The sequence below is a fragment of the Pseudomonas mediterranea CFBP 5447 genome, from assembly GCF_000774145.1.
Lineage (GTDB): Bacteria > Pseudomonadota > Gammaproteobacteria > Pseudomonadales > Pseudomonadaceae > Aquipseudomonas > Aquipseudomonas mediterranea.
In genome coordinates this window covers 149,028-174,678 of sequence record NZ_KN322984.1, presented here as the reverse complement: position 1 = coordinate 174,678, position 25,651 = coordinate 149,028, and the positions used below count along the sequence as shown (strand labels likewise).

The following is a 25,651-nucleotide window of genomic DNA, read 5'->3' as shown; positions in this document are numbered from 1 at the left end:
TCATCGTCCCCGGTCAGTGGCTCAGGCCATATTTTTTGACTTTGTCGAACAGCGTGGTCTTGGCCATCCCCAGTTCCTGACTGGCCTGGGTCAGGTTGCCGCCGCTGCGTTGCAGGGCGTCGACCAGCAGGTTGCGTTCGAAGGCTTCTACCGCTTCGGCGAAGGCCAGGCCTTGGCTGGCGCCGCTGTTCCCGGATTTCTTGAAGGCCGGCAGGCCGAGGGCGAAGCGTTCGGCGACGTTGCGCAGCTCCCGCACGTTGCCCGGCCAGTCGTGGCTCATCAAATTGGACAAGGTCTGGTTGTCCAGCTCCGGTGCCGTACGGTCGAAGCGCAGGGACGATTGCTGAAGAAAATGTTCGAACAGTTGCAGGATGTCTTCCCGCCGTTCGCGCAGTGGCGGCAGTTCCAGGGTCACCACGTTGAGGCGGTAATACAGGTCGCTGCGAAACTGTCCGGCCCGACCCAGTTCATCCAGGTCGGACTTGGTCGCGGCGATCACCCGGCAATCCACGGCCACACTCTGGTTCGAGCCCAGCCGTTCGAGGGTGCGCTCCTGTAGGACGCGCAACAGCTTGATCTGTAAGGGCAGGGGCATGCTTTCCACTTCATCGAGAAACAGCGTGCCGCCGTCGGCGTGCTCGATCTTGCCGATCCGACGCTTGCCAGCACCGGTGAAGGCATTGGCTTCATGGCCGAAGATCTCGCTTTCGAACAGGTTCTCCGGCAAGCCGCCGCAGTTCAGCGCGACGAATTGTTTGCCATTGCGTCGGCTGAAATCATGCAGGCAGCGGGCGACCAGTTCCTTGCCGGTGCCGGTTTCGCCTTCGATCAGCACGTTGGCCGAGGTATCGGCGACATTGGCGATCAATTCCCGCAAGTGCTGCATGGCCGGCGAGCGACCGATGATCCGCCCTTCCAGGGAGTCGCGTTCGGCCAGTTGCCGGCGCAACGAAGTCACTTCTCGGGCCAGGCTGCGCTTTTCCAGGGCGCGGCGGGCGACGTCCACCAGGCGTTCGGGGGAGAAGGGTTTCTCCATGAAGTCGTAGGCGCCTTTCTGCATGGCGTCCACCGCCATGGAGATGTCGCCGTGACCGGTGATCAGCACCACCGGCAGGTTGCGGTCCCGGTCCTTGAGGCGGGTCAGCAGTTCCAGGCCGTCGATGCCCGGCAGGCGGATGTCACTGATGACGATGCCGGCAAAGTCCTCGCCGACTCGCGCCAGGGCTTCTTCAGCGCTGCCCACGCCGTCGCAGGGAATGTCTTCCAGGGCCAGGGCCTGCTGGCAGCCCAGCAGGACATGGGGATCGTCTTCGACGATCAGTACGCTCAGGTCGTTGTTCATAGCGGCTCGGCAGATAAAGGGCTTACCAACGGTAAACCGAGGACAAAGGTGCTGCCACCGCCATCCGGGTGCTCGACATCCAGGTGCCCGCCAGCGGCGGCGGCCAGGCTCGCCGAGAGCGTCAACCCCAGCCCCAGGCCTTGTTCGCCGGGTTTGGTGGTGAAGAAGGGTTCGAACAGATGCTTGCGCGTTTCCGGGTCGATGCCGTGGCCATTGTCCCGTACCCGCAGGCGATATTTCCCATCCTGGGCCTGGCCTTCGAGCCACAGCCGTGGCTCGGGTCGTTCCTGCATGGCGTCCAGGGCGTTGCCGATCAGGTTCACCAGGATCTGCTCCAGGCGCGTCTGGTCGATCTGCACCTGGATGTCATCGAAGCCGGCATGCACTTGAACACCCTGGCTTTCAAGGCGACCGGCCAGTAGTTGCAGGGCGGCCTCGACGGCCTTGCCGAGGCTGGCCCGGCCCTTGTCATCCCCGCGCCGGGCGAAGGAGCGCAGGCTGGCGGTGATCCGGCCCATGCGGTCGATCAGTTCGTTGATGGTCTTCAGGTTGGCGCTGGCGGTATCCAGCTGGCCGCGCTCCAGGAAGCGTACGGTGTTGCCGGATAAGGTGCGCAGCGCAGCCAGCGGCTGGTTGAGTTCGTGGGCGATGCTGGTGGACATTTGCCCGATGGCCGCCAGTTTGCCGGCCTGCACCAGTTCGTCCTGGGCCCGGCGCAACGTTTCTTCAGCCTGCCTGCGTTCACGGATCTGGCTCTTGAGCCGATCGTTGCTGGCCCGCAGGTCGGTGGTGCGTTCGGTAATCCGACGCTCGAGCTGGCTGTTGGCTTCCTGCAAGGCTTCACGAGCGGCGAGGCGGGTGGCGATGACCTTGCGCCGTTCGTTCCAGGCGATCAACAGGAATGCCACCAGGGCGAAGGCCACGGCCACCAGGATGCCTTGGTTGATCGACTGGCGTCGCAAGTCTTCGAGGGGGGTCAGCAGGGTGAAATTCCACGGGGTGTCGTTCAAGGGCCGGGTCTGCGAAAGGTAACTGATGGCCTGCTTCTCGGCGGCCACTTCGGTGTTGGCCGGGAAGGTCAGTTTCTCCATGCCTTCGGTCAGCCGCTCCCGGGCCAGGGGGATCAGTTCGTTCAGCGGGAACCAGTAATACTGCAGGCTGCGGGCCAGGCGTTCCTTGGTGTCGTCACTCAGCGGACGCACGGACTTGAGCCGTCGTGCCGGATCGCTGGAGAGAATGATGATGCCGTTCTCGTCGCTGACGAAAGCCTCCAGGCGCGCCCGTTGCCAGCGCTCCTCCATGGCTTCGAGCCGTACCTTGACCACGGCCACGCCGATGATCTTGCCCTGTTGTTCGAGACCATGAGCCAGGTAATAGCCCGGCTCGCCATTGGTGCTGCCGATGCCGTAGAAGCGTCCCGGCTGGCCGCGTACGGCGTTCTGGAAGTAGGCGCGGAAGGACAGGTCTTCGCCCAGGTAACTGTCGACGTCGCGCCAGTTGCTGGTGGCCATGACCCGCCCGGTGGTGTCCATCACGTAGATGGCCCGGCTGAGGCTGCGGCGGTTCAGGCCTTCGAGGTATTCGTTGACGGTCTTGCGATGTTCCGGTGTCGGGTCGTCGAGCAGTTGCGAGACGCTGGATTCAAGCTCCAGCAGGCTGGGCAGGTAGGTGTACTTGCTGATCTCGCTCTCGACGGCGCGGGCATGCAACTCCAACTGGCGCTCGCCATTTTCGGCGAGACCGCGGATGCCATAGTGCTCGCTGATCCAGAAACCGAGGTAACCCAGGCCGATCGTCAGCGCGATGATCAACGGCGGCAGGAACAGATGGCGGATCAGGCGAGGTTTCACGGCAAGTGATGGCGGCGTCGCGCGATAGAGGGTGGGGTCGCATTTCATCACAGAAGCCTTGGGTCAACCACAACACAAATCTACAAACCAACACCCGGCCCCTTGTGGGAGCGAGCCTGCTCGCGATGAGGCCGGTACAATCAACGTCGATGTTGAATGTCAGTCCGTTTTCGCGAGCAGGCTCGCTCCCACAGGGGAATGGGTTGAGCTGTCAGTGCTGCAGGATCTTCTCAAGGAAGTGCTGCGCACGTTCGGAGCGGGCGCTGATGTCGCCGAAGAACTCCTCCTTCGGGCAGTCTTCGATGATCTGGCCCTGGTCCATGAAAATCACCCGGTTCGCCACTTTACGGGCGAAGCCCATTTCGTGGGTCACGCACATCATGGTCATGCCTTCGTGGGCCAGTTGCACCATCACGTCGAGCACTTCGTTGACCATTTCCGGGTCAAGGGCCGAAGTCGGTTCGTCGAACAGCATCACCACCGGGTCCATCGCCAGCGCACGAGCAATCGCCACGCGCTGTTGCTGGCCGCCGGAGAGCTGGCCCGGATGCTTGTGGGCGTGGGCGGAGAGGCCGACCCGATCGAGCAACTGCAAGCCTTTCTTGGTGGCTTCTTCCTTGCTGCGGCCCAGCACCTTGATCTGCGCGATGGTCAGGTTTTCGGTGATGGTCAGGTGCGGGAACAGTTCGAAGTGCTGAAACACCATGCCCACCCGCGAACGCAGTTTCGGCAGGTTGGTCTTCGGGTCGGCGATGGACGTGCCGTCGACGACGATGTCGCCTTTCTGGAACGGCTCCAGGGCGTTCACGCACTTGATCAGGGTGGACTTGCCCGACCCCGACGGCCCGCATACCACCACCACCTCACCCTTGCTGACCTCGGTGCTGCAATTGGTCAGTACCTGGAAGTCCCCATACCACTTGTTGATGTTCTTGATAGAGATCATACGGCGAACCTTTTTTGCAGACGCTTGACCAGCAGCGAGGCGGCAAAGCTGATTGTGAAGTACACGAGACCTGCGACGATCAGGAACTCATTGGAGCGGCCGATGATGTCGCCATTGGCCCGCGAAGCATTGAGGAAGTCCACCAGGCCGACGGTGTAGACCAGCGAGGTGTCCTGAAACAGGATGATGCTCTGTTGCAGCAGCAGCGGGGTCATCTTGCGAAACGCCTGGGGCAGGATGATCAGGCGCATGGTCTGGCCATAATTCATCCCCAGCGCCTGGGCGGCGCCCATCTGGCCCTTGGGGATTGACTGCACGCCGGCCCGCACGATTTCGCAGAAGTACGCGGCTTCGAACATCATGAACGCCACGACGCAAGAGCCAAACGCCCCGATTGGCGTGTCTTCGCCGGTGATCCAGCGCAGCACGAACGGCACCGCCAGGTAGAACCAGGTGATCACCAACAGCAGCGGGATCGAGCGGAAGTAGTTGACGTAGGCGCCAGCGATGTTGGACAGCAACTTGTTGTGGGACAAGCGCATCAACGCCAGGATCGTGCCCAGGACGATGCCGCCGATCACGCCGAGGACCATCAGCTTGAGGGTCATTACCATGCCGTTCCACAGGCCGGGAATGGCCGGGACGACACCACTGAAATCGAATTCCATTATTTACCCCCCACGGAGATGAGGCCGGGCACTGCGACTTTCTTCTCGACCATGCGCATGAGCAACATCAGGCTCATGTTCAGGGTGAAGTAGATCAGCGTCGCCAGGGTGAAGGCTTCGAACAGGTTGGCGGAGAACTCGGCGGTCTGCTTGGTCTGCGCGAGCAGTTCCATCAGGCCGATCAGCGAGGCCACGGAGGAGTTCTTGAAGACGTTGAGGAATTCCGAGGTGAGCGGCGGAATGATGATCCGGTAGGCCTGTGGCAGCAGCACGTTCCAGTAGATCTGCGGCAGCTTGAAGCCCATGGCCCGGGCCGCGGATTCCTGGCCGCGTGGCAGCGCCTGGATACCGGTGCGCACTTGCTCGCAGACCCGGGCGGCGGTGAACAGGCCCAGGCACACGACGACGCTCAGGTAGGCCGAAGTCGTCGGGTTCAGGTCCTGCTTGTACCACTCCTGCAGGTTTTCCGGCAGCAGGTCGGGCACCAGGAAGTACCAGATGAACAGCTGCACCAGCAACGGCACGTTACGGAAAAGCTCCACGTAGCAGGTGGCGATACCCGACACCAGCCGGTTCGGCACGGTGCGCATCACGCCCAGGATCGAGCCCAGCAGCAGGGCGATGATCCAGGCCACGACGGCGATGGCGATGGTCCAGCCCAGGCCGGCGATGTACCAGTCGAGATAAGTCTCGCTGCCCACGCCGGTGGACTTGAAGAACACGCCCCAGTCCCAGTTGTAATTCATTAGGGTCTCCCCTCAGATCGTTCGATGTACAGATGCCCGTCTGGGGAAGCTCCGTTCCCGCCCGGCCTTGAAGGCCAGGCACACGCGTCCGGCTCGACAGCCACCGGTTCGAGTGTTTCCTTATTGTCAGCTGGGAGTGACCATCCCCTGAAAGGGCCGGGCCCCTTCAGGAGATAAGGTTAGTCAGAAAAATCAGGACTTCTTGTCGTCAGCCGCTTTGTCGGTCGGATTGGCGATCAGTGCCTTGAGCTCGTCGCTCATCGGGAAGTTCAGGTTCAGGTTTTTCGGTGGGATCGGCTGGGTGAACCACTTGTCGTAGATCTTGTTGATCTCGCCCGACGCGTAGGTGGCCTTGATGGCGTCGTCCACCGCCTTTTTGAACGGCTCGTCGCCTTTGCGCATCATGCAGCCGTAGATTTCATAGGACTGTGGCGTACCGGTAACGGCCCAGTCATCGGCTTTCTTGGCCTTGGCCGCTTCGCCGGCCAGCAGGGCGTCATCCATCATGAACGCGACGGCACGACCCGATTCCAGCATCTGGAAGGATTCGCCGTGGTCCTTGGCGGAGATGACGTTCATGCCCATCTGCTTGTCAGCGTTCATGGCCTTGAGCAGGCGCTCGGAAGTGGTGCCGGCGGTGGTCACGACGTTCTTGCCTTTCAGGTCGTCGAAATCCTTGTACTTGGAATCTTTCTTGGAGAGCAGGCGGGTGCCGATCTCGAAGATGCCGACGGAGAAGTCAACCTGTTGCTGGCGCTCGACGTTGTTGGTGGTCGAACCGCATTCCAGGTCCACGGTGCCGTTCTGTACCAGCGGGATACGGGTTTGCGAGGTGACCAGGTTGTACTTGACCTGCAGGTTGGGCATGTCCAGGTCTTTTTTCAGGGCTTCGACGACTTTCAGTTGAATGTCGTGGGAGTAGCCGACCGGTTTGCCGGAAGCGTCCGCGATGTAGGAGAACGGAATGGAAGCGTCGCGATGGCCGAGCGTGACGACGCCGGACTCTTTGATCTTTTTCAGCGTGCCGGTCAGTTCGGCGGCGAAAGCTGGGGTGCTGATCAGAGCGACAGCAACGGCTGCGCCCAGGAGATGGGGAACGATACGCATCGATGTTTCCTCGACATTGTTTTTTTTATTTCAGCCGGTTCGGCCCTGAGTACTTCGAATGTCCGGTTGCTCCTGTTGTGTTGGCGCCCAGGCATTCGTCTCCACGAGTGTAGAGCATGACCCGTGCCAGGCCAGGACGTTCGTACTAACCTATTGTTTTATATGGGTATTAATGTTTTGTTTCAGGTTTTTCGTGGGCAAATTATCCGGTTAGCCGAACCGACTGTCGGGTCGTGTTCGGAAAACCGAATGTCTGATTCCGCATCAACCCCTGTGGGAGCGAGCCTGCTCGCGATAGCGATGGCACATCCAGCATCTGTTGATTCAGACACACCGCTATCGCGAGCAGGCTCGCTCCCACAGGGACGGTGGCGGACTTCAGACAGCAAAAAGCCCCTGAATCACAGGATTCAGGGGCTTCGGTCGAACAGGCTGGCGGTCAGGCCGCTTCGATCTTGCGGCGGTTATGGGCGACCTTGTCCAGGTATTGCTGCAGCTTTTCCTGTTCGGCAGGGCTGGTGAACAAGCCCAGCTTGCTACGACGCCACAGGATGTCCCGGGCATCGACGGCCCATTCGTCGCTGCACAGATAATCGACTTCCCGGGTGTACAGGCCGGCCCCAATCAACTCTCCCAGGTCGCTCTGGTTGTGCACGCCTTCGAGCATGCGCCAGGTACGGCTGCCGTAGGTCGTGGCCCAGCGGCGCGCGAGGTCGGTGGGTACCCAGTCGAACTTGTCGCGGATCGCCGAGCAGAGTGCCTGCGGGGTGGTCATGTTTTCGCCGCCGGGCAACGGGGCATCGGCGGTCCAGCTCGGCCGCATCTGGGTGAAGTAGGGGGCCAGTTGCGCCATGGCCGATTCGGCCAGTTTGCGATAGGTGGTCAGTTTGCCGCCGAATACCGACAGCAAGGGCGCCTCTGCGCCGCCGCCGGAGAGTGCCAGGGTGTAGTCCCGGGTCACGGCCGACGGGTTGTCGGACTCGTCATTGCACAGCGGTCGCACGCCGGAGTAGCTGTGCAGGATGTCGTCACGGCTGATCTGCTTCTTGAAGTGGGCATTGACCACATTCAACAGGTAGTCGGTTTCGCCGTCGGTAATCGCCACTTTGGCCGGATCGCCGGTGTATTCGCGGTCGGTCGTGCCGATCAGGGTGAACTGGTTCAGGTAAGGGATGGTGAACACGATGCGCTGGTCTTCGTTCTGCAGGATATGCGCGTGTTCGCCTTCGTAGAGTTTCGGCACAATCACATGGCTGCCCTGGATCAGGCGAATGCCATAGGGCGATTCCATCTTCAGGTCATCGCGAATGAACTTGGCGACCCACGGGCCGGCCGCATTCACCAGGGCCTTGGCGCGGATGGAAAACAGGCTGCCGTCGGCGCGTTCCAGGTGCAAATGCCATAGCCCATTGCTGCGGCGGGCATTCACGCAACGGGTCCGGGTGTGGATGTGCGCGCCTTTTTCCCGCGCCGCCATGGCGTTGAGCACCACCAGCCGAGCGTCGTCGACCCAGCAGTCGGAGTATTCGAAACCCTTGCTGATCTCGCTTTTCAATGCGCTATCGGCACCGAATTTCAAACTCCTGGAGCCGGCGAGTTGTTCGCGCTTGCCCAGGTGATCGTAGAGGAACAGGCCGGCACGGATCATCCAGGCCGGACGCAGGTGCGGACGGTGGGGCAGGACGAAACGCATCTGCTTGACGATGTGCGGGGCCTTGGCTAGCAGCACCTCGCGCTCGGCCAACGCTTCACGCACCAGGCGGAATTCGTAATGTTCAAGGTAGCGCAGCCCGCCGTGGATCAGCTTGCTGCTGGCCGATGACGTGTGGCTGGCCAAGTCGTCCTTTTCGCAAAGGAACACCGCAAGACCGCGACCGGCAGCGTCCGCGGCAATCCCCACGCCATTGATACCACCGCCAATGACGGCGATGTCGTAGATTTCGGCGATAGGGGGCGTAGGCAACGTGGAGGTGGACATCGGCTGGCCTCGGGCTCTGTTCGTAACATTTGAATTCGAACATAAATGTTCATTTGCGAAAATACTAGTCCATTAATACAGCAACGGCTAGTCGATCCCGATTGAAAAAACTCATCGAAAGGCGTCAAAAGGAAAATTTTCGAACATAAAAAAGATCGCAGGCTTCGCCAGCTCCTACCGATATGCTGTAGGAGCTGGCGAAGCCTGCGATCTCTCGAAGCTGGAAACAGCAGCTGAAGCTGCCTTAAACCACTTCCAACCGAATCTTGTGCTGGTTCAGCAACTGCACCAAGGCCGGTACTGGTTGCTGGTCGGTCACCAGGCAGTCAATCAGGCTGATGGGCCCGAGACGGACCATGGCGTTGCGCCCGAACTTGCTGGAGTCCGCCGCCAGCAGCACTTGCCGGGCATTGGCGATGATCGCCTGGGAGACGCGGACTTCCTGGTAATCGAAGTCCAGCAGACTACCGTCCTCATCGATGCCGCTGATGCCCACCAGGGCGAAATCGACCTTGAACTGGTTGATGAAGTCGACGCTGGCCTGGCCTACCACGCCGCCGTCGCGGCGCACGTTGCCGCCGGCGATCAACACTTCGAAGTCGTCCTTGGCGCTGAGGATCGAAGCCACATGCAGGTTGTTGGTGATGATTTTCAGCTGATTGTGGTTGAGCAGCGCCCGGGCGATGGATTCGGTAGTGGTGCCGATGTTGATGAACAGCGACGCGTGATCGGGAATCTGCGCGGCAATGGCTTCGGCGATGCGTTGTTTCTCATCGCGCATCTGATCGGCGCGCATGGCATAGGCGGTGTTCTCAACGCTCGAATCATAGGCTGCGCCACCGTGGTAGCGCCGCAGCAGATTCACCTCGGCCAGCTGATTGATGTCGCGGCGGATGGTTTGCGGGGTGACGACGAACAACTGGGCCATTTCCTCGATGCTGACATAGCCGCGTTCACGGACCAGTTCGAGGATTTGCTGCTGACGGGGAGGCAGATTCATGGGGCTTCCTTTGGGCTGCCATGCAAAATTTGCCCATGATGCCGCAGGAATCCACTCCCGACCAGTTTCAGCCCTTCTTCATGCCGGTTTCAGGCTACTCGGCGTCTTCGTGAGATTCCCAGTCACGGGTGCGGCTGATGGCTTTTTTCCAGCCGGCGTAGAGTTTCTCTTTCGCCTGTTGGTCCAGTTGTGGTTCGAATTGGCGCTCGATCACCGCTTTGCCGCGCAATTCTTCCAGGCTGCCCCAGAAGCCGCAGGCCAAGCCCGCCAGGTAAGCGGCGCCCAGGGCCGTGGTCTCGCGCATTTTCGGGCGTTCGACCTGGGTACCGAGGATGTCGGCCTGGAACTGCATCAGGAAGTTGTTCGCCACCGCGCCGCCATCAACGCGCAAGGTCTTGAGGCGCTCGCCGGAATCCTGCTGCATGGCGTCGAGCACGTCGCGGGTCTGGTAGGCAATCGACTCCAGCGCCGCGCGGATGATGTGATCGACCCGCACGCCGCGCGTCAGGCCGAACAATGCGCCACGGGCATAAGGGTCCCAGTACGGTGCGCCAAGGCCGGTGAAGGCGGGCACGAGGTACACGCCGTTGCTGTCCTTGACCTTGTTGGCGAAGTATTCGGTATCGAGGGCGTCGTTGACGATTTTCAGTTCGTCGCGCAGCCACTGCACCGTGGAACCGCCATTGAATACCGCGCCTTCCAGGGCATAGGCCACTTCGCCGCGAGGGCCGCAGGCGATGGTGGTGAGCATGCCGTGATTGGATTTGACTGCCTTGTCCCCGGTGTTCATCAGCAGGAAGCAGCCGGTGCCGTAGGTGTTTTTTGCCTGGCCCGGTTCCACGCACATCTGGCCGAAGAGAGCGGCCTGCTGGTCGCCGGCGATGCCACCGATGGCAATGCCGCTCTTGGTGCGGCCGTAGATTTCCGAGGAGGACTTCACTTCCGGCAACATTTCCCGGGGGATGTCGAGGATGTCCAGCATCTTCGCGTCCCACTCCAGGGAGTGAATATTGAAGAGCATGGTGCGCGAGGCGTTGGTGTAGTCGGTGACATGGACCTTGCCACCGGTAAATTTCCAGATCAGCCAGCTGTCGACTGTGCCGAACAGCAGTTCACCGTTGCGCGCCCGTTCACGGCTGCCTTCCACGGTGTTCAGGATCCACTTGAGCTTGGTGCCGGAGAAGTATGGGTCGGTGACCAGGCCGGTGGTCTGGCTGATGTAAGGCTCGTGGCCGTCGCGCTTGAGCTGCTGGCAGATTTCGGTGCTGCGCCGACATTGCCAGACGATGGCGTTGTAGATCGGCCGGCCGGTGGTCTTGTCCCACACCACCGTGGTTTCACGCTGGTTGGTGATACCGATGGCGGCCACCTGGTCATGATGCAGGCCGGCCTGGGCCAGGGCTTCGACCATGACCGCGCTCTGGGTGGCGAAGATTTCCATCGGGTCATGCTCGACCCACCCGGCCTGGGGATAATGCTGGGCAAATTCGCGCTGGGCAGTGCAGACCACATTGGCGTCACGGTCGAAGATGATCGCGCGGGAGCTGGTCGTGCCCTGGTCGAGGGCAATGATGTAGTTCTTGTTCTGGATGTCGGTCATATCGATTGCCTTGGGACGTAAATCTGGTCTCGGAATGGAGTTCGAGACATGCGGTCTGGCTTTCACTTTCGAAAAAATATAGACAAGAAACGCTGCTGTCAAAGATTGAAAGTGAACCTTCGGTCATATTTTCAACTATCTGTGAAGTATGACTTAGAATCCCGGCCCACTCTTTTCTGATTTCTTCAGGAGCGGTCATGACCCCCGCATTGGATCTGCTTAAAAAAGTGCGCGCCGAGCATCGTATCCACAGTTACGAACACGACCCCAAGGCCGCCTCCTATGGCCTGGAGGCCGCGGAAAAGCTGGGGTTGGATCCGGCGCAGGTGTTCAAGACATTGCTGGCCGCCAGTGAAAAAGGCGAGTTGCTGGTAGCAGTGGTGCCGGTGGTCGGCAGCCTGGATCTTAAAGCGCTGGCCCACGCCGCCGGGGTGAAAAAAGTCGAGATGGCCGACCCGGCCGCCGCGCAACGCTCCACGGGCTATCTGCTGGGCGGTATCAGCCCGTTGGGGCAGAAGAAGCGCCTGCGCACCTTCATCGACCGTTCCGCCCAACCCTTCGCCAGCATCTATGTCAGCGCGGGGCGACGGGGGTTGGAAGTGGAACTGGCGCCAGGGGTACTGGCCGAGCATACCGGGGCGGCGTTCGCCGATATCGGTCGCGCCTGATCTCTTGCGGGCTACGCTGTAGGGTGAAAATTCACTTGATCTGTCACTGGCGTGACAGCTTCAAGGCGCTTCATGCTCGCGCCTCTATAACAAGGATCCCTACAAGGAGAAGGCCATGCAGCTTGCGTTTCATCAAGTCGATGCGTTCAGCGACCGACCGTTTGGCGGCAACCCGGCGATAGTCTATCGGCTCGATGCCTGGTTGGCCGATGACTTGATGCACAAGATCGCCGCAGAACACAACCTGGCCGAAACCGCGTTCCTGGTCCGCGAAGGCCAGTATTGGCACATCCGCTGGTTCACCCCCACCACCGAAGTCCCGTTATGCGGACACGCCACGCTGGCCAGCGCCCATGTGCTGTTCGAGGTCTACCACGAGACTGCCGAGCGGTTGGATTTCATCTGCAAATCCGGTTCCTTGAGCGTCAGTCGCGAAGGTGACCGGTTGTGGCTGGATTTCCCGGCCATGGTGCCCAGCGAACTGGGCGCCTCCCTGGCCGTGCAGAATGCCCTCGGTGTCGAGGCGGTGGACGTCCTCTCATCCAGTGTGCTGATGGTGGTGCTGGAGTCGGAGCAAGCGGTGCTCGATTGCAAACCGGACATGGCGGCCTTGGCCAAACTGCCGTGGCCCGGTGCTATCGTGACCGCGCCGGGTAGCCGGCATGACTTTGTCTCGCGTTACTTTGCGCCAGCGATTGGGATCAACGAGGACCCGGTGACCGGGTCGACCCATTGCAGCCTGGTTCCGTACTGGTCCAAGCGCCTGAACAAGCTGGGACTGACGGCTTATCAGTGCTCGACCAGGGGGGGCGCGCTGTTCTGCCGGCTGGAGGGGGAGCGGGTGAAGATTGGCGGGGATGCGATGCTGGTGGCCAGTGGGACCTTGTTGCTGGGCTGAGCTGAACTGAGTACGTCCGGGAGAGTCAGGCCAGCTGTCAGGCCGCTACCGCGGGCAGGCTCGCTCCCACAGGATTTGGGCTGTACGCAACCTCCGCATACACCACCAGGACCTGTGGGAGCGAGCCTGCTCGCGATGACAGAGGCAAAGATAAGACCGTTGCCCCTACGATCAAAGATCCGAGCACAGTGCAGAGAAGGCGGCTCGGGCCAGGCTCAATGAGCCGCGCTGTACCGCCGCACCCCACTTTCCACCGCCGGTATCTGCGCGGCCATGCTACCCGAGGCCTGGAACAGCACCAGGTGTTCAGCCGACACGCGGATACCGACATTGGCGCCGATCTGGTGATCGGCATGACTCGGGAAAATCGACTCCAGCTGCGCTCCCGTCGGCAATTGCAGGCGGTACAAGGTCGAAGCACCCAGGAATGTCTTGCCAACGATCCGGGCGGTGAGTGGGCTGTCCGGCGCATAGACGATATCGTCCGGCCGCAACAGCACGTCCACCGCGCCACCGACGGGCCAGGTGTAGGCCCGGTTGCCACGCAGGATACCCAGTTCGGTCTGCACCGATTCCGGGCTTTCGAGCCGGCCACGGATGAAATAGCCCTGGCCGATGAAACTGGCGACGAAGGGCGTCAACGGCTCGTGGTACAGGTTGTAGGGCGTGTCCCACTGTTCCAGTCGACCTTCCTTGAACACGCCGACATGGTCACTCACGGCGAAGGCTTCTTCCTGGTCATGGGTGACCAGAATGGCGCTGGTGCCGCGCGCCTTGAGGATGTCCCGCACCTCATGGCTGAGCTTGCGACGCAACTCGCCGTCGAGGTTGGAGAACGGTTCGTCGAGCAACAACAGTTGTGGCTCCGGCGCCAGCGCTCGGGCCAGTGCCACGCGTTGTTGCTGGCCGCCGGACAGTTCGTGGGGAAAGCGTTTGCCCAGGTTCTTCAGGTTGACCAGCTCCAGCAGCTCTTCCACCACGCGATCTTTGTTCGGGTGCTTGCGGATGCCGAAGGCGATGTTCTCCGCGACACTCAGGTGGGGAAACAGCGCGTAGTCCTGGAACACCATGCCGATGCGGCGTTTTTCCGGGGCCAGGGTGAAGCCGGCGCGGGAAAGGGTTTCCCCGGCCAGCTGGATTTCACCTTCGTGTACCGGCTCGAAGCCGGCAATGGCCCGCAGCGTCGTGGTCTTGCCGCAGCCGGACGAGCCAAGCAGGCAACCGATGTCGCCGGCATTGAGGTGCAGGTTGAGATTCTGCACGACCCGCTGGTCCTGGTAACCGCAGGCCAGGTTGTGCAGGTTCAACAGCAGGGGATGACTCATGCGTGGTGGTACGCCGGCTCGACCAGGAACTCAAGCAGGGCCTTTTGTGCATGCAGACGATTCTCGGCCTGGTCCCAGGCGACCGAGCGCGGGTCGTCCAGCAGGTCGAAGCTGATTTCCTCGCCACGGTGGGCCGGCAGGCAATGCATGAACAGCACATCGGCGTCCGCCAGGTCGAGCAGGGCCCGGTTGACCTGCAGCGGTGCGAACAGCTCGAGGCGCTTGGCGGTTTCTTCTTCCTGGCCCATGGAGGTCCAGACGTCGGTGCTCACCAGGTGCGCGCCGGCCACGGCCAGTTTCGGATCACGGACGATGGTCACCCGGTCCCCGGCCTTGGCGACCAGCTCGGCGTTGGGGTCGTAGCCCTCGGGGCAGGCGATGCGCAACTGGAAGTCGAATTGCATCGCCGCTTCTATATAGCTGTTGCACATGTTGTTGCCATCGCCGATCCAGGCCACGGTTTTGCCCTGGATCGAACCGCGGTGTTCCAGGAACGTCTGCATGTCGGCCAGCAACTGGCAGGGGTGCAGGTCATCGGACAACCCATTGATCACCGGCACACGGGAATGCGCGGCGAATTCGGTCAGGGTGCTGTGGGCAAAGGTACGGATCATCACCACGTCGAGCATGCTCGACATGACGATGGCGCAATCGCCGATCGGCTCGCCACGGCCCAGCTGGGTGTCGCGGGGCGACAGGAAGATCGCCTGGCCGCCGAGCTGGATCATGCCGGCTTCGAACGAAATACGGGTACGGGTCGATGATTTCTCGAAGATCATGCCCAGTACGCGGTTCTTCAGGGGCTCGAACAGTACGCCGCGGTTACGCAGGTCTTTGAGCTCCACGCCTCGACGGATCACGCCGAGCAACTCATCGGGCGTGAGATCCATCAGGGAGAGAAAGTGCCTTGCGCTCATGATTGACTACCTTTTTGTAACGGACCGCAGATACTCAAAGCCTTGTTTAAGGAAAAACGGGCGAGACCTGCGGCAAAAGCCGCACGGGGGCGACGAAAATAAGGGAAGGCGCGATATTGACATTAAATGTCGCGTCTTACCAATAGGGCTACGGTTTTTGGGGATTTCAGCGGGGTCATCGCCAGGTTGGGATGACATGTTTGAGGCCGGTTTCCTGACAGCAGCGACTCATTTGTACACTGGCGTTGCGCAGCTTGGCAATCAGTCGGGACGGGCCTGGCATACCTGGTGGTCGCTTTATGACCTGTCGCTCAATGATTCGCCTGTCTGTTGGTCAGTGCGAAACATTTCCTAATGCAAAAGGGCTGGGTTATAAAAGAACCCCTAGACGCAGGAGCTTCGAAATGGATTCGAAAGAGCAACAACTGATGGAGCTGCTGGGGCTGACGGCACGCTCCCTGACTCACCTCACCGCTTCGGTGACGTCCATGTCATTCGAGTTGTTGCGCAGCGACGATGAAGTCATCAAGGCCGCCGGTCGCCGAATGATCGATCGCATGGCCACCATCAGCGGCGGGCTCGACGAGCATTGGCGCTTGATCGGTGAGCTGACGGGAGAGCCTATCGCCCAGGAACAGGTGCAGACCGTCGAAGAGATCCAGCTGCTGGCTCCGCCCCCGGAGCAGTGATGCCAGTTCATCGGTACGCCTGATGCCCGGCAATTCACAGGACGCACCTCGCTGGCAAAGGCGCTGATCACGCGCCATAGTTTTGTTCCCGCGGCCGAAAGCGGCCGCCACGAATAAAACAGAGACTGGCCATGACCAAGACTCTTCATCACCGTGCGTGCCATCTGTGTGAAGCCATCTGCGGCTTGACCCTGGAAACCACCGAAACCGAAGGCCAGAGCCTGGCGATCACCTCGATCAAGGGTGATCCGCTGGACAACTTCAGCCGTGGCCACATCTGCCCCAAGGCGGTGGCCCTGCAGGATATCCAGAACGACCCGGATCGTTTGCGCCAACCCATGCAGCGCATTGGCAGCGAGTGGCAGCCCATTGCCTGGGACGACGCATTCGCACTGGTCGCTGAACGGCTGGCGACCATTCAGGAGCGCCACGGCCAGAACGCGGTGGCGGTCTACCAGGGCAACCCCAGCGTGCACAACTATGGGCTGACGACCCACAGCAACTATTTCCTGGGCTTGCTGAAGACCCGCAGCCGCTTCTCGGCGACTTCGGTGGACCAGTTGCCCCATCACCTGACCAGCCATCTGATGTACGGCCATGGCCTGTTGCTGCCGATCCCGGACATTGATCACACCGACTTCATGTTGATTCTGGGCGGCAACCCGCTGGCGTCCAATGGCAGCATCATGACCGTGCCGGATGTCGAAAAGCGCCTCAAGGCGATTCAGGCCCGTGGTGGCAAGGTGGTGGTGGTCGATCCGCGTCGCAGCGAAACGGCGGCCATGGCCAGCCAGCATCTGTTTGTGCGCCCCGGTGGTGACGCCGCGCTGCTGTTTGGCTTGCTCAACACCTTGTTCAGCGAAGGCCTGACCCGTGACAGCCACTTGCCGGTGGATGGCCTCGAGGATGTGCGCCAGGCTGTCGCAACTTTCACCGCCGAGGCGATGAGCCCGCTCTGTGCGGTGCCGGCACCGCAGATTCGTCAATTGGCCCGGGACTTCGCGGCCGCACCATCGGCTGTCTGCTATGGGCGGATGGGCGTCTCGACCCAGGCTTTCGGTACGCTGTGCCACTGGCTGATCCAGCTGATCAACCTGGTCACCGGCAACCTGGACCGGGTTGGCGGGGCGCTGTGCACCGAGCCGGCGGTGGATGTGGTTGCCAGTACCTCGGGCGGGCATTTCAACCGCTGGCAGAGCCGTGTGTCCGGGCGTCCCGAGTACTCTGGCGAACTGCCGGTGTCGACCCTGGCCGAGGAAATGCTCACCGAGGGCGAAGGCCAGGTCCGGGCATTGGTCACCGTGGCCGGCAATCCGGTGCTGTCCACGCCCAACGGGCGGCAACTGGAGCAGGCGCTGGACGGGCTGGAGTTTATGGTCAGCATTGATCTGTACATCAACGAAACTACGCGCTATGCCGACCTGATCCTGCCTTCGACCTCCGCCCTGGAAAACGACCATTACGACACCACGTTCAACCTGTTCGCGGTGCGCAACGTCACCCGTTTCAACCGGGCCATCTTGCCCAAGCCCGAGGGCGCACTGCACGATTGGGAGATTTTTGTCGGCCTGGCCAAGGCCTTTGCCGCCAGGACCGGCAAGGAACTCAAGCCGACCATGCCGCCAGCGCAAATGATCGACCTCGGCTTGCGGGCGGGCGCTTACGGAGAGGCTTCACCGCACAAGCTGTCCCTGGCGACGCTGTTCGACCATCCTCATGGCATCGACCTGGGGGCGCTCAAGCCTAACCTGACACCACGACTGAAGACCGAAAACCGCCGGGTGCAGGCCGCTCCCGCGGTGATTCTCGCCGACATCGAGCGTTTCGCCGCGTTGCCGGCCCCCAAGTCGGACGAGTTGCTGATGATTGGCCGTCGGCATGTGCGCAGTAACAATTCCTGGATGCACAACTTCCATCGGCTGGTGAGGGGCAAGCCGCGTCACCAGTTACTGATGCACCCGGATGACTTGGCCAGTCGCGGGCTGAGTGATGGGCAGCGGGTGAAGGTCAGTTCACGGGTGGGAGTGATCGAAGTCGAAGTGCAGGGCAGCCCGGACATGATGAAAGGCGTGGTCAGCCTGCCTCATGGTTGGGGGCATGCCCGCCCGGGTGTGCAGATGGGCATTGCCAGCGAACAGCCGGGCTCCAGCGCCAATGACCTGACCGATGACCGCCAGTTGGACGAGTTGTCCGGCAATGCGGCGCTCAATGGCGTGCCGGTGACGGTGGCGGCTGCGTGAATTTGTCTCTGGAGGAGACCGAGCACCTTGCTCGGCTTTCCGTTACAATGCGCCACCGTGTCGACGACTTAAGTCGCGAAGTTTAAGCCGAGGTGCTCCATGGATATCATCGAAACGATCAAAGATCAGATTGCCAACAACACCGTCCTGCTCTACATGAAAGGCTCGCCGAATGCGCCGCAGTGCGGTTTCTCGGCCAAGGCTGCCCAGGCGGTAATGGCATGTGGCGAGAAGTTCGCCTACGTGGACATCCTGCAGAACCCGGAAATCCGTGCCAACCTGCCAAAATACGCCAACTGGCCGACCTTCCCACAACTGTGGGTCGCGGGTGAGCTGATCGGTGGTAGCGACATCATGACCGAGATGGCCGCTGACGGCTCTCTGCAGACCGCGATCAAGGACGCTGTGCGAGCAGCTGAGGCGAAGAAGACCGAAGCCTGATTTACGATGGTCCGGGTTCAACACGCATACTGAGGTTGAACCCGTACCCTGTGGGAGCGAGCTTGCTCGCGATAGCGGCGGGTCAGATACCAGTGATGGCGGCTGATGCACCGCCATCGCGAGCAGGCTCGCTCCCACAGTGGATTAGTAGCCATTAAAAAGCCCCGCCTCTCATCAGAGGGCGGGGCTTTTTAATGGCTCATTTCCAGCGAAGGTTATTCTTCGCCCATCTGCGATTGCAGGTAATTCTCAAGACCCACTTTGTCGATCAGGCCCAGTTGGGTTTCCAGCCAGTCGATGTGCTCTTCCTCGGACTCGAGGATGTCTTCCAGCAATTCACGGCTGCCGAAGTCGCCAACGCTTTCGCAGTGAGCGATGGCGGCTTTCAGATCGGCATGGCCGGTGCGTTCGATACGCAGGTCGCACTCGAGCATTTCCCGGGTGTGTTCGCCGATGTGCAGTTTGCCCAGGTCCTGGACGTTCGGCAGGCCTTCGAGGAACAGGATGCGCTTGATCAGCTTGTCCGCGTGTTTCATCTCATCGATGGACTCGTGGTATTCGTGCTTGCCCAGCTTGTTCAGGCCCCAATCCTCGTACATGCGTGCATGCAGGAAGTACTGGTTGATTGCGACCAGTTCATTGGCGAGGATCTTGTTGAGATGCTGGATGACTGTAACGTCGCCTTTCATGGTGAGGCCTGCCCTGTAATAGCTGTGTATAAGGCGGAGTTTGAGCTGCGCATTTACGGGTGTCAAACCTAAGTTATTGAATAATAAATGAAAATTAATCGGAATAAGAATGTTTGTGTTCCGCGTCTTGGTGCTAAGCAATTGATTTAAAGGCATAAAAAAACCGGACACTGAGTCCGGTTCTTTAAAAAGCTGTTTATCAAGCGGCGGTAAATTCCACGGGGAAGGGGATCGACGCCTGGGCCGTTTGCACCTTGGCGAGGGTTTCGCGAACCACTTCCTTGGCCAGGCAGGCGCATTTGCCGCATTGGCTGGCTACGCCGGTGGCCTGGCGGACTTCGCGATAGCTGCAGCAACCTTCATAGATCGCTTCGCGGATTTGCCCGTCGGTGACGCCAGTGCAGAGGCATACATACATAAGTGAGAACCGTCGCTGGTTGTGACTCAATTGAGACGGATCTTAATGTTAACGAGAATGATTGTCAAAGTGGTTTCTGAAGTGCCTGGGCTAGAGCGGCGTCGGGCTGACGAACGGTTTTTTAGTGGCACTCTGGCGATTTTTCGATAACGCCAAAAAACCGTTGAGGACAGTCCAAATGCGCGGTGTATGATGGTCGGTCCTTGCGAAGCAGGTTCGTGTCACAGGGCTGTCGCCGGAGGGTGGCAGGCTGATGCGAACCTTGATTTTTCACGTTACTACACCAGGAGATATCCAATGAGCGTACTCGTAGGCAAGCAAGCCCCTGACTTCACCGTTCCTGCCGTTCTTGGCAATGGCGAAATCGTCGACAGCTTCACCCTGTCCTCGGCCATCAAAGGCAAATACGGCCTGGTGTTCTTCTATCCGCTGGACTTCACCTTCGTCTGCCCGTCCGAGCTGATCGCCCTGGACCACCGCATGGACGACTTCAAGGCCCGTAACGTGGAAGTGATTGCCGTTTCCATCGACTCCCACTTCACCCACAACGCCTGGCGCAACACGCCAATCAACGGCGGGGGCATCGGCCAGGTGAAATACACCATGGCTGCCGACATGAAGCACGAAATCGCCAAGGCCTATGACGTCGAGTCCGAAGGCGGCGTGGCGTTCCGTGGTGCATTCCTGATCGACGACAAAGGCGTGGTCCGTTCGCAGATCGTCAACGACCTGCCACTGGGTCGTAACATGGAAGAGCTGATCCGTCTGGTCGACGCTCTGCAATTCCACGAAGAGCACGGCGAAGTCTGCCCTGCCAACTGGAAAAAAGGCGACAAGGGCATGACCGCTTCGCCAGAAGGCGTTGCTGCTTACCTGGGTGAGCACGGCGACAAGCTGTAAGCGAACCTGGCATAAAAAAACCGGCCTCAAGGGGCCGGTTTTTTTATGGGCATTTCAAACCCGGAGTTGGCTCGGGCTTGTTGTGGCGAGGGAGCTTGCTCCCGCTTGAGTGCGAAGCGCTCACTCGTCTTTTGGGGCGGCTACGCCGCCCAGCGGGAGCAAGTTCCCTCGCCACAACATCACAGGCATCACAAGACCGGCTTGGCGCTGATCTCAGTCGTCGAAATCCTGCCAGCCACCCATCTCCTTCCAGCGATTGACGATCCCGCAGAACAGCTCGGCGGTTTTCTCGGTGTCGTAACGGGCCGAGTGGGCTTCGCGACCGTCGAAGTCGATGTCGGCCGCCTGGCAGGCCTTGGCCAACACCGTCTGGCCGTACGCCAGGCCGGCCAAGGTGGCGGTGTCGAAGCTTGAAAACGGATGGAACGGGTTGCGCTTCATGTCCAGGCGCGCGACGGCCGCGTTGAGGAAACCGAGGTCGAAGCTGCTGTTATGCCCGACCAGGATTGCGCGCTTGCAACCGTTGGCCTTCAGCGCCTTGCGCACACCACGGAAGATGTCGGTCAGGGCTGTTTCTTCGCTGACGGCCATGCGCAATGGGTGATCGAGCTTGATCCCGGTGAATTCCAGTGCCGCGGCTTCGATGTTGGCGCCTTCGAAGGGTTCGACGCGAAAGAAATAGGTGTGGTCAGGGAACACGAAGCCTTTTTCGTCCATGCCGATGGTGGTCGCGGCGATTTCCAGCAACGCATCGGTGGCGGAATTGAAACCGCCGGTCTCTACGTCGACCACGACCGGCAGGTAACCACGGAACCGGGCTGCCATGGGGTGGCGAGTGCCGCTTGAACCGCTGTTGCCGTCCAGTTCGTCATCGAAATGCTCTTCACTCACGCGCTTTCCTCCAGCAGGCGCCAGCGCAGTTTTTCACCGGCGCGCAGCGGGATGACAGTCTGCTCGCCGAACGGCAGGCTGGCGGGGGCGGTCCATTCGTCGCGGACCAGGGTAATACGATCGGTGTTTACCGGCAGGCCATAGAAGCGTGGGCCATGGAGGCTGGCAAAGCCTTCGAGCTTGTCCAGTGCGTTGCGTTGTTCGAACGCCTCGGCGTACATCTCGATGGCGGCATAGGCGGTGTAGCAACCGGCGCAACCGCAGGCGGCTTCCTTGGCATGGCGGGCGTGGGGCGCCGAGTCCGTGCCGAGGAAAAACTTGGCGCTGCCGCTGGTGGCGGCATCGAGCAAGGCTTCCTGATGGGTGTTGCGCTTGAGGATCGGCAGGCAATAGAAGTGCGGCCGGATCCCGCCCACCAGCATGTGGTTGCGGTTGTACAGCAGGTGATGCGCAGTGATGGTGGCGCCGACGTTGGCCGGGGCTTCGTTGACGAATTGCACGGCATCGCCGGTGGTGATGTGTTCGAACACGACCTTGAGTGTCGGGAAGCGCTCCACGACGCGGCGCATGTGCTCGTCGATGAAGATTTTCTCGCGGTCGAATACGTCGACATCGCCGCGGGTGACTTCACCGTGGATCAGCAGGGGCATGCCGACTTCGGCCATGGCCTCCAGCGCCGGGAAGATCTTGTCGATGCTGGTGACGCCGGAGTCCGAGTTCGTCGTGGCGCCGGCAGGGTACAGCTTGGCGGCGTGGACGAAGCCGCTGGCCTTGGCATCGCGGATTTCTTCGGGCTGGGTACGGTCGGTGAGGTAAAGCACCATCAGCGGTTCGAAGCGGCTGCCGGCCGGGCGTGCGGCGAGGATACGCTGGCGATAGCCGTCGGCCTCGCTGGCATTGCGCACGGGCGGAACCAGGTTAGGCATGATGATTGCGCGCCCGAAGGTGCGCGCGACATCGGCGACGGTATGGGTCAACACAGCACCATCGCGAAGATGAATATGCCAGTCGTCGGGACGCAGCAGGGTCAGGCGGTCGGACATTGGGGGTCTTCCAGGCGGGTCAAACTCTGGGGAATGCTACCGGAAAAGACCGATGCAGGCACCCGCTATCAAGTTTTGCCGCAAGTGACCGATAGCCCCTTCAGGTATGAACCGAATCCGTGCAGTGTCTCGGGGCGGCGTCATACTTCCAGCGAGTACCGAATTTCGTACAAAAGCCAGTGGAGCCTCCCGTGCGCCAGCGTTATCTAGCCTTGCTCAGTGTGTTTGCCAGCCTTCCCGCGATGGCGCTCACTTTCCAGACCCGTCTGGAGAGCATCGAGTGGACGGTCGAAGGCGACAAGTTCGAGTGCCGGCTGAGCCAGCCGATCACCGATTTCGGCAGCGGCGAATTCGTGCGTCGGGCGGGTGAGCAGGCCACGTTTCGCCTCAAGACCTATAACCCGATGCAGGGCGGCGGGTCGGCCACCTTGCTGGCGGCGGCTGCGCCATGGCAGCCGGGACGGGGCGACATCAACCTGGGCTCGGTCAGGATCGGCAGTGGCGATGTGCTGTTCAACAGCTCTCAGGTTCAGGCGGGGCGTTTGATCAGCGGGTTGATGGAGGGACGTAGCCCGGTGGTGCGTCGCAACACCGACGATGGGCGGGTGTCGGAAGTCCGGCTGCTGCCCGTGCGCTTCAACAAGGCCTTCAGCGACTATCAGGGTTGTGTGGCGAAACTGTTGCCAAAGAATTTCGAACAGATAAAGCAGACCCAGATCGGCTTTCCCGGCGAAGAGGTCGAACTCGACGCGCGCGCCAAGGCTCAATTGCAGGTGATGCTCGACTTCATCAAGGCCGACCCGAGCGTCAATCATGTCGAGCTTGACGGTCACTCCGACAACAGCGGTAACCGTTTGACCAATCGTGAGCTGTCACGCCGCCGGGCCCTGGCGGTCCAGGATTTCTTCAAGGCCAATGGCTTCCAGGAGTCGCAGATCACCGTGCGCTTCCATGGCGAGCGCTATCCCCTGGTGCCCAACACCAACGCCGCCAACCGGGCCAAGAACCGTCGTGTAGTCGTGCAGCTGTCACGTGTGTCTCCCACCGAGGCGCTGGCACCGCAGCCAGCCCCTCAGCCAGCACCACCACCTGCGCCCGCTACGGCTCCGGCCAAGGCTCCTGCACCGACCGCTGCGCCAGCCAAGGCCCCGGCCCCCGCGGCTGCGCCGGCCAAGACCTCGGCCCCGGCCCCCATCCCGGCGACTGCGCGTACATCCTGAATCGATTCTGATCGTCGCGCGGTCGACATAATCTGTCGCTTCGTCGTCATAAGCTGTCGCGCCTCTGTAAATTATCTGCGCCGGACGTTAGACTTCACGGCTTTCCGTACAACCCGTGGAGTGATGGCATGGCGGACGTAAACAAGGTCGTTCTGGCGTATTCCGGCGGCCTGGACACTTCGGTGATCCTCAAGTGGCTGCAGGACACTTATAACTGCGAAGTGGTGACCTTCACCGCTGACCTGGGACAAGGCGAGGAAGTCGAGCCTGCACGCGCCAAGGCTCAGGCCATGGGCGTCAAAGAGATCTACATCGATGACCTGCGCGAAGAGTTCGTCCGCGACTTCGTGTTCCCGATGTTCCGCGCCAACACCGTTTACGAAGGCGAGTACCTGCTCGGTACCTCCATCGCCCGTCCGCTGATCGCCAAGCGCCTGATCGAAATCGCCAACGAAACCGGCGCCGACGCCATTTCCCATGGCGCTACCGGTAAAGGCAACGACCAGGTGCGTTTCGAATTGGGCGCCTACGCCCTCAAGCCCGGCGTGAAAGTCATTGCCCCGTGGCGCGAATGGGACCTGCTGTCCCGTGAAAAACTGATGGATTACGCCGAGAAGCATGCGATCCCGATCGAGCGTCACGGCAAGAAAAAATCCCCGTACTCGATGGATGCCAACCTGCTGCACATCTCCTATGAAGGCGGCGTGCTGGAAGACACCTGGACCGAGCACGAAGAAGACATGTGGCGCTGGACCGTTTCCCCGGAAAAGGCCCCGGACACCCCGCAATACCTGGAGCTGACCTATCGCAACGGCGATATCGTTGCACTGGACGGCGTGGAAATGAGCCCGGCCACTGTGCTGGCGACCCTGAACCGCATCGGTGGCGAACACGGCATCGGTCGTCTGGATATCGTCGAGAACCGCTACGTCGGCATGAAGTCCCGTGGTTGCTACGAGACCCCGGGCGGTACCATCATGCTGCGCGCCCACCGGGCAATCGAATCGATCACCCTGGACCGCGAAGTGGCGCACCTCAAGGACGAGCTGATGCCCAAGTACGCCAGCCTGATCTACACCGGCTACTGGTGGAGCCCTGAGCGCCTGATGCTGCAACAGATGATCGACGCTTCCCAGGTCAATGTGAACGGTGTCGTACGCCTGAAGCTGTACAAGGGCAACGTGATCGTGACCGGGCGCAAGTCCGACGACTCGCTGTTCGACGCCAACATCGCGACTTTCGAAGAAGACGGTGGCGCCTACAACCAGGCTGACGCGGCCGGGTTCATCAAGCTCAATGCCTTGCGCATGCGCATCGCGGCGAACAAGGGTCGCAAGCTGTTCTGACCCTGTCGATGTGAAAACGGCCTGCCTTGAGCAGGCCGTTTTTTTTCGCCTACCCAGCCTGTGCTGCGCCCCATTGCGCGCTTCTCCTGATCGTTTATCCGTCCGGCACAATGTCGGATCTGTCATGGTTGTACATGACGTACACGACGATCTCCGCACGCTCCTTCGCCTGTCTCGAGCGTTTTGCCTGGTTGGCTTCGATCAGCCGATCCGATGGGCTACGCACCAGAAAGACCAGGCGCCCTGGATCGTGCTTTGCCCGCTGAAGGCGCACCCGCCATTTTTTTATCTTGTGGGGGCGACGGAACATACGTCTGCCGCGACACGTCGGATCGTCCATGGTCTTGACGAAGTGTTTGTTCTTGCGAAAGTCCGAAGGGGAATATAACGAGCGATAATTGAAATTGAGCGTGACGAAAAAAAGAAGCAGTAGATAGAAAGGAAAGCTGATCAGGAACCACAAATAATATTTACGCTCCTGATCATCCAGGAACGGCAGGGAAATTGCTGCGGAGGTTTCGGATAAAGTTGCGAATATAGCGATGAGGGTCATGGGGTTTGCAATGGTCTTCAAAGGTTTGTTCATGATGAGTGCTCATGGGTGATCCAGTTCGGTAGTTTAAGTTTGATAAGCTTTGAAAGTTGTTGAGGTCAATGCGTTGAATGACGAAAAGGAGGCATCTTCTGCTAATTGTTATACGGGAATGGTCCTGCCCTTTTATATGAAAT

24 protein-coding genes are annotated in these 25,651 nt (G+C 60.5%); 8 read left to right on the top strand and 16 right to left on the bottom strand.

What is annotated here, in order from left to right; genetic code table 11:
- Positions 1–13 precede the first annotated feature (13 nt).
- From aauR to glpK, 9 genes are all read right to left on the bottom strand, one after another.
- The gene (gene aauR / locus N005_RS10670; protein WP_047701171.1) at positions 14–1,342 is read right to left on the bottom strand and encodes a two-component response regulator AauR; all 1,329 of its coding nucleotides are present in this window, start codon (positions 1,340–1,342) and stop codon (positions 14–16) included.
- Positions 1,339–3,240, bottom strand: a complete 1,902-nt coding sequence (aauS, locus tag N005_RS10665; protein WP_047701170.1) for a two-component sensor histidine kinase AauS — start codon at positions 3,238–3,240, stop codon at positions 1,339–1,341. Before aauS ends, aauR begins: the two co-directional genes overlap by 4 nt.
- A gap of 163 nt (positions 3,241–3,403) precedes the next feature.
- Positions 3,404–4,138, bottom strand: coding sequence for an amino acid ABC transporter ATP-binding protein (locus N005_RS10660; RefSeq protein ID WP_024779491.1), 735 nt, complete (start codon positions 4,136–4,138; stop codon positions 3,404–3,406).
- Positions 4,135–4,806: an amino acid ABC transporter permease gene (locus N005_RS10655; RefSeq protein WP_024779492.1), complete on the bottom strand. Its 672-nt coding sequence runs from the start codon at positions 4,804–4,806 to the stop codon at positions 4,135–4,137. Before N005_RS10655 ends, N005_RS10660 begins: the two co-directional genes overlap by 4 nt.
- Positions 4,806–5,552, bottom strand: a complete 747-nt coding sequence (locus tag N005_RS10650; protein WP_047701169.1) for an amino acid ABC transporter permease — start codon at positions 5,550–5,552, stop codon at positions 4,806–4,808. The genes N005_RS10655 and N005_RS10650 overlap by 1 nt, the downstream gene beginning before the upstream one ends.
- A 192-nt stretch (positions 5,553–5,744) precedes the next feature.
- Positions 5,745–6,659 carry a glutamate/aspartate ABC transporter substrate-binding protein gene (locus tag N005_RS10645; RefSeq protein ID WP_047701168.1) on the bottom strand — a complete coding sequence of 305 codons (915 nt, stop codon included), beginning with the start codon at positions 6,657–6,659 and terminating at the stop codon, positions 5,745–5,747.
- A 439-nt stretch (positions 6,660–7,098) separates the two neighbouring features.
- A complete protein-coding gene (glpD, locus tag N005_RS10640) occupies positions 7,099–8,637 on the bottom strand; it encodes a glycerol-3-phosphate dehydrogenase (RefSeq protein ID WP_047701167.1) in 1,539 nt (512 codons plus the stop codon).
- A 244-nt stretch (positions 8,638–8,881) separates the two neighbouring features.
- Positions 8,882–9,637, bottom strand: coding sequence for a DeoR/GlpR family transcriptional regulator (locus N005_RS10635; protein WP_047701166.1), 756 nt, complete (start codon positions 9,635–9,637; stop codon positions 8,882–8,884).
- A 94-nt stretch (positions 9,638–9,731) separates the two neighbouring features.
- A complete protein-coding gene (gene glpK, locus N005_RS10630) occupies positions 9,732–11,237 on the bottom strand; it encodes a glycerol kinase GlpK (protein ID WP_047701165.1) in 1,506 nt (501 codons plus the stop codon).
- 197 nt (positions 11,238–11,434) lie between these two features.
- Here glpK and ybaK point away from each other — a divergent pair, with 197 nt between their 5' ends.
- Together ybaK and N005_RS10620 are read left to right on the top strand one after the other, a co-directional pair.
- Positions 11,435–11,905 (top strand): Cys-tRNA(Pro) deacylase, encoded by a 471-nt coding sequence (gene ybaK, locus N005_RS10625; RefSeq protein WP_041020248.1) that lies wholly within the window; start codon positions 11,435–11,437, stop codon positions 11,903–11,905.
- A gap of 115 nt (positions 11,906–12,020) precedes the next feature.
- Positions 12,021–12,803 (top strand): PhzF family phenazine biosynthesis protein, encoded by a 783-nt coding sequence (locus tag N005_RS10620; RefSeq protein ID WP_047701164.1) that lies wholly within the window; start codon positions 12,021–12,023, stop codon positions 12,801–12,803.
- A 215-nt stretch (positions 12,804–13,018) separates the two neighbouring features.
- Here N005_RS10620 and N005_RS10615 read toward each other — a convergent pair whose 3' ends face one another.
- The gene (locus N005_RS10615) at positions 13,019–14,128 is read right to left on the bottom strand and encodes an ABC transporter ATP-binding protein (RefSeq protein WP_047701163.1); all 1,110 of its coding nucleotides are present in this window, start codon (positions 14,126–14,128) and stop codon (positions 13,019–13,021) included.
- Complete coding sequence (gene argF, locus N005_RS10610) at positions 14,125–15,045, bottom strand: ornithine carbamoyltransferase (RefSeq protein ID WP_047701162.1); 921 nt, start codon at positions 15,043–15,045, stop codon at positions 14,125–14,127. Before argF ends, N005_RS10615 begins: the two co-directional genes overlap by 4 nt.
- Before the next feature lie 404 nt (positions 15,046–15,449).
- Between argF and N005_RS10605 the strand changes: the two genes are divergently transcribed.
- The 3 genes from N005_RS10605 to grxD all read left to right on the top strand — a co-directional run bounded on the left by N005_RS10605 (position 15,450) and on the right by grxD (position 18,415).
- Entirely contained in the window at positions 15,450–15,734 is a 285-nt protein-coding gene (locus tag N005_RS10605) for a hypothetical protein (protein WP_047701161.1), read from the top strand.
- Positions 15,735–15,865: 131 nt separating this feature from the next.
- On the top strand, positions 15,866–17,974 hold the full coding sequence (locus N005_RS10600) for a molybdopterin oxidoreductase family protein (protein ID WP_047701160.1): 2,109 nt from the start codon (positions 15,866–15,868) through the stop codon (positions 17,972–17,974).
- 99 nt (positions 17,975–18,073) lie between these two features.
- Positions 18,074–18,415 (top strand): Grx4 family monothiol glutaredoxin, encoded by a 342-nt coding sequence (gene grxD, locus N005_RS10595; RefSeq protein WP_047701159.1) that lies wholly within the window; start codon positions 18,074–18,076, stop codon positions 18,413–18,415.
- Positions 18,416–18,630: 215 nt separating this feature from the next.
- Here grxD and bfr read toward each other — a convergent pair whose 3' ends face one another.
- Positions 18,631–19,104 (bottom strand): bacterioferritin, encoded by a 474-nt coding sequence (gene bfr / locus N005_RS10590; protein WP_041020241.1) that lies wholly within the window; start codon positions 19,102–19,104, stop codon positions 18,631–18,633.
- A gap of 199 nt (positions 19,105–19,303) precedes the next feature.
- Complete coding sequence (locus N005_RS10585) at positions 19,304–19,522, bottom strand: bacterioferritin-associated ferredoxin (RefSeq protein ID WP_041020240.1); 219 nt, start codon at positions 19,520–19,522, stop codon at positions 19,304–19,306.
- 297 nt (positions 19,523–19,819) lie between these two features.
- On the opposite strand from N005_RS10585, the gene N005_RS10580 reads away from it, so the two are divergent.
- Positions 19,820–20,422, top strand: a complete 603-nt coding sequence (locus N005_RS10580) for a peroxiredoxin (protein ID WP_047701158.1) — start codon at positions 19,820–19,822, stop codon at positions 20,420–20,422.
- Positions 20,423–20,635: 213 nt separating this feature from the next.
- On the opposite strand, the gene rnt is transcribed toward N005_RS10580, so the two are convergent.
- On the bottom strand, positions 20,636–21,313 hold the full coding sequence (rnt, locus tag N005_RS10575) for a ribonuclease T (RefSeq protein WP_047701157.1): 678 nt from the start codon (positions 21,311–21,313) through the stop codon (positions 20,636–20,638).
- The gene (gene pyrC, locus N005_RS10570) at positions 21,310–22,356 is read right to left on the bottom strand and encodes a dihydroorotase (RefSeq protein ID WP_047701156.1); all 1,047 of its coding nucleotides are present in this window, start codon (positions 22,354–22,356) and stop codon (positions 21,310–21,312) included. The genes rnt and pyrC overlap by 4 nt, the downstream gene beginning before the upstream one ends.
- Positions 22,357–22,547: 191 nt before the next feature.
- Between pyrC and N005_RS10565 the strand changes: the two genes are divergently transcribed.
- Both N005_RS10565 and N005_RS10560 read left to right on the top strand, forming a co-directional pair.
- Positions 22,548–23,576 (top strand): flagellar protein MotY, encoded by a 1,029-nt coding sequence (locus N005_RS10565; protein ID WP_047701155.1) that lies wholly within the window; start codon positions 22,548–22,550, stop codon positions 23,574–23,576.
- A gap of 128 nt (positions 23,577–23,704) precedes the next feature.
- Positions 23,705–24,922, top strand: a complete 1,218-nt coding sequence (locus N005_RS10560) for an argininosuccinate synthase (protein WP_024779511.1) — start codon at positions 23,705–23,707, stop codon at positions 24,920–24,922.
- Positions 24,923–25,016: 94 nt separating this feature from the next.
- Here N005_RS10560 and N005_RS29645 read toward each other — a convergent pair whose 3' ends face one another.
- Complete coding sequence (locus N005_RS29645; RefSeq protein ID WP_047701154.1) at positions 25,017–25,508, bottom strand: hypothetical protein; 492 nt, start codon at positions 25,506–25,508, stop codon at positions 25,017–25,019.
- Between the last annotated feature and the right edge of the window lie 143 nt (positions 25,509–25,651).

Bases quoted from the DNA above. Each gene is read 5' to 3' on its own strand.
- N005_RS10560 (WP_024779511.1), top strand. From the start codon at position 23,705: ATGGCGGACGTAAACAAGGTCGTTCTGGCGTATTCCGGCGGCCTGGAC.
- N005_RS10580 (WP_047701158.1), top strand. From the start codon at position 19,820: ATGAGCGTACTCGTAGGCAAGCAAGCCCCTGACTTCACCGTTCCTGCC.
- N005_RS10635 (WP_047701166.1), bottom strand. From the start codon at position 9,637: ATGAATCTGCCTCCCCGTCAGCAGCAAATCCTCGAACTGGTCCGTGAA.
- N005_RS10660 (WP_024779491.1), bottom strand. From the start codon at position 4,138: ATGATCTCTATCAAGAACATCAACAAGTGGTATGGGGACTTCCAGGTA.
- N005_RS10615 (WP_047701163.1), bottom strand. From the start codon at position 14,128: ATGAGTCATCCCCTGCTGTTGAACCTGCACAACCTGGCCTGCGGTTAC.
- N005_RS10600 (WP_047701160.1), top strand. From the start codon at position 15,866: ATGACCAAGACTCTTCATCACCGTGCGTGCCATCTGTGTGAAGCCATC.
- pyrC (WP_047701156.1), bottom strand. From the start codon at position 22,356: ATGTCCGACCGCCTGACCCTGCTGCGTCCCGACGACTGGCATATTCAT.
- N005_RS10585 (WP_041020240.1), bottom strand. From the start codon at position 19,522: ATGTATGTATGCCTCTGCACTGGCGTCACCGACGGGCAAATCCGCGAA.
- N005_RS10620 (WP_047701164.1), top strand. From the start codon at position 12,021: ATGCAGCTTGCGTTTCATCAAGTCGATGCGTTCAGCGACCGACCGTTT.
- N005_RS29645 (WP_047701154.1), bottom strand. From the start codon at position 25,508: ATGAACAAACCTTTGAAGACCATTGCAAACCCCATGACCCTCATCGCT.
- ybaK (WP_041020248.1), top strand. From the start codon at position 11,435: ATGACCCCCGCATTGGATCTGCTTAAAAAAGTGCGCGCCGAGCATCGT.
- aauS (WP_047701170.1), bottom strand. From the start codon at position 3,240: ATGAAATGCGACCCCACCCTCTATCGCGCGACGCCGCCATCACTTGCC.
- N005_RS10650 (WP_047701169.1), bottom strand. From the start codon at position 5,552: ATGAATTACAACTGGGACTGGGGCGTGTTCTTCAAGTCCACCGGCGTG.
- glpD (WP_047701167.1), bottom strand. From the start codon at position 8,637: ATGTCCACCTCCACGTTGCCTACGCCCCCTATCGCCGAAATCTACGAC.
- grxD (WP_047701159.1), top strand. From the start codon at position 18,074: ATGGATATCATCGAAACGATCAAAGATCAGATTGCCAACAACACCGTC.
- glpK (WP_047701165.1), bottom strand. From the start codon at position 11,237: ATGACCGACATCCAGAACAAGAACTACATCATTGCCCTCGACCAGGGC.
- bfr (WP_041020241.1), bottom strand. From the start codon at position 19,104: ATGAAAGGCGACGTTACAGTCATCCAGCATCTCAACAAGATCCTCGCC.
- N005_RS10655 (WP_024779492.1), bottom strand. From the start codon at position 4,806: ATGGAATTCGATTTCAGTGGTGTCGTCCCGGCCATTCCCGGCCTGTGG.
- N005_RS10645 (WP_047701168.1), bottom strand. From the start codon at position 6,659: ATGCGTATCGTTCCCCATCTCCTGGGCGCAGCCGTTGCTGTCGCTCTG.
- aauR (WP_047701171.1), bottom strand. From the start codon at position 1,342: ATGAACAACGACCTGAGCGTACTGATCGTCGAAGACGATCCCCATGTC.
- N005_RS10605 (WP_047701161.1), top strand. From the start codon at position 15,450: ATGGATTCGAAAGAGCAACAACTGATGGAGCTGCTGGGGCTGACGGCA.
- argF (WP_047701162.1), bottom strand. From the start codon at position 15,045: ATGAGCGCAAGGCACTTTCTCTCCCTGATGGATCTCACGCCCGATGAG.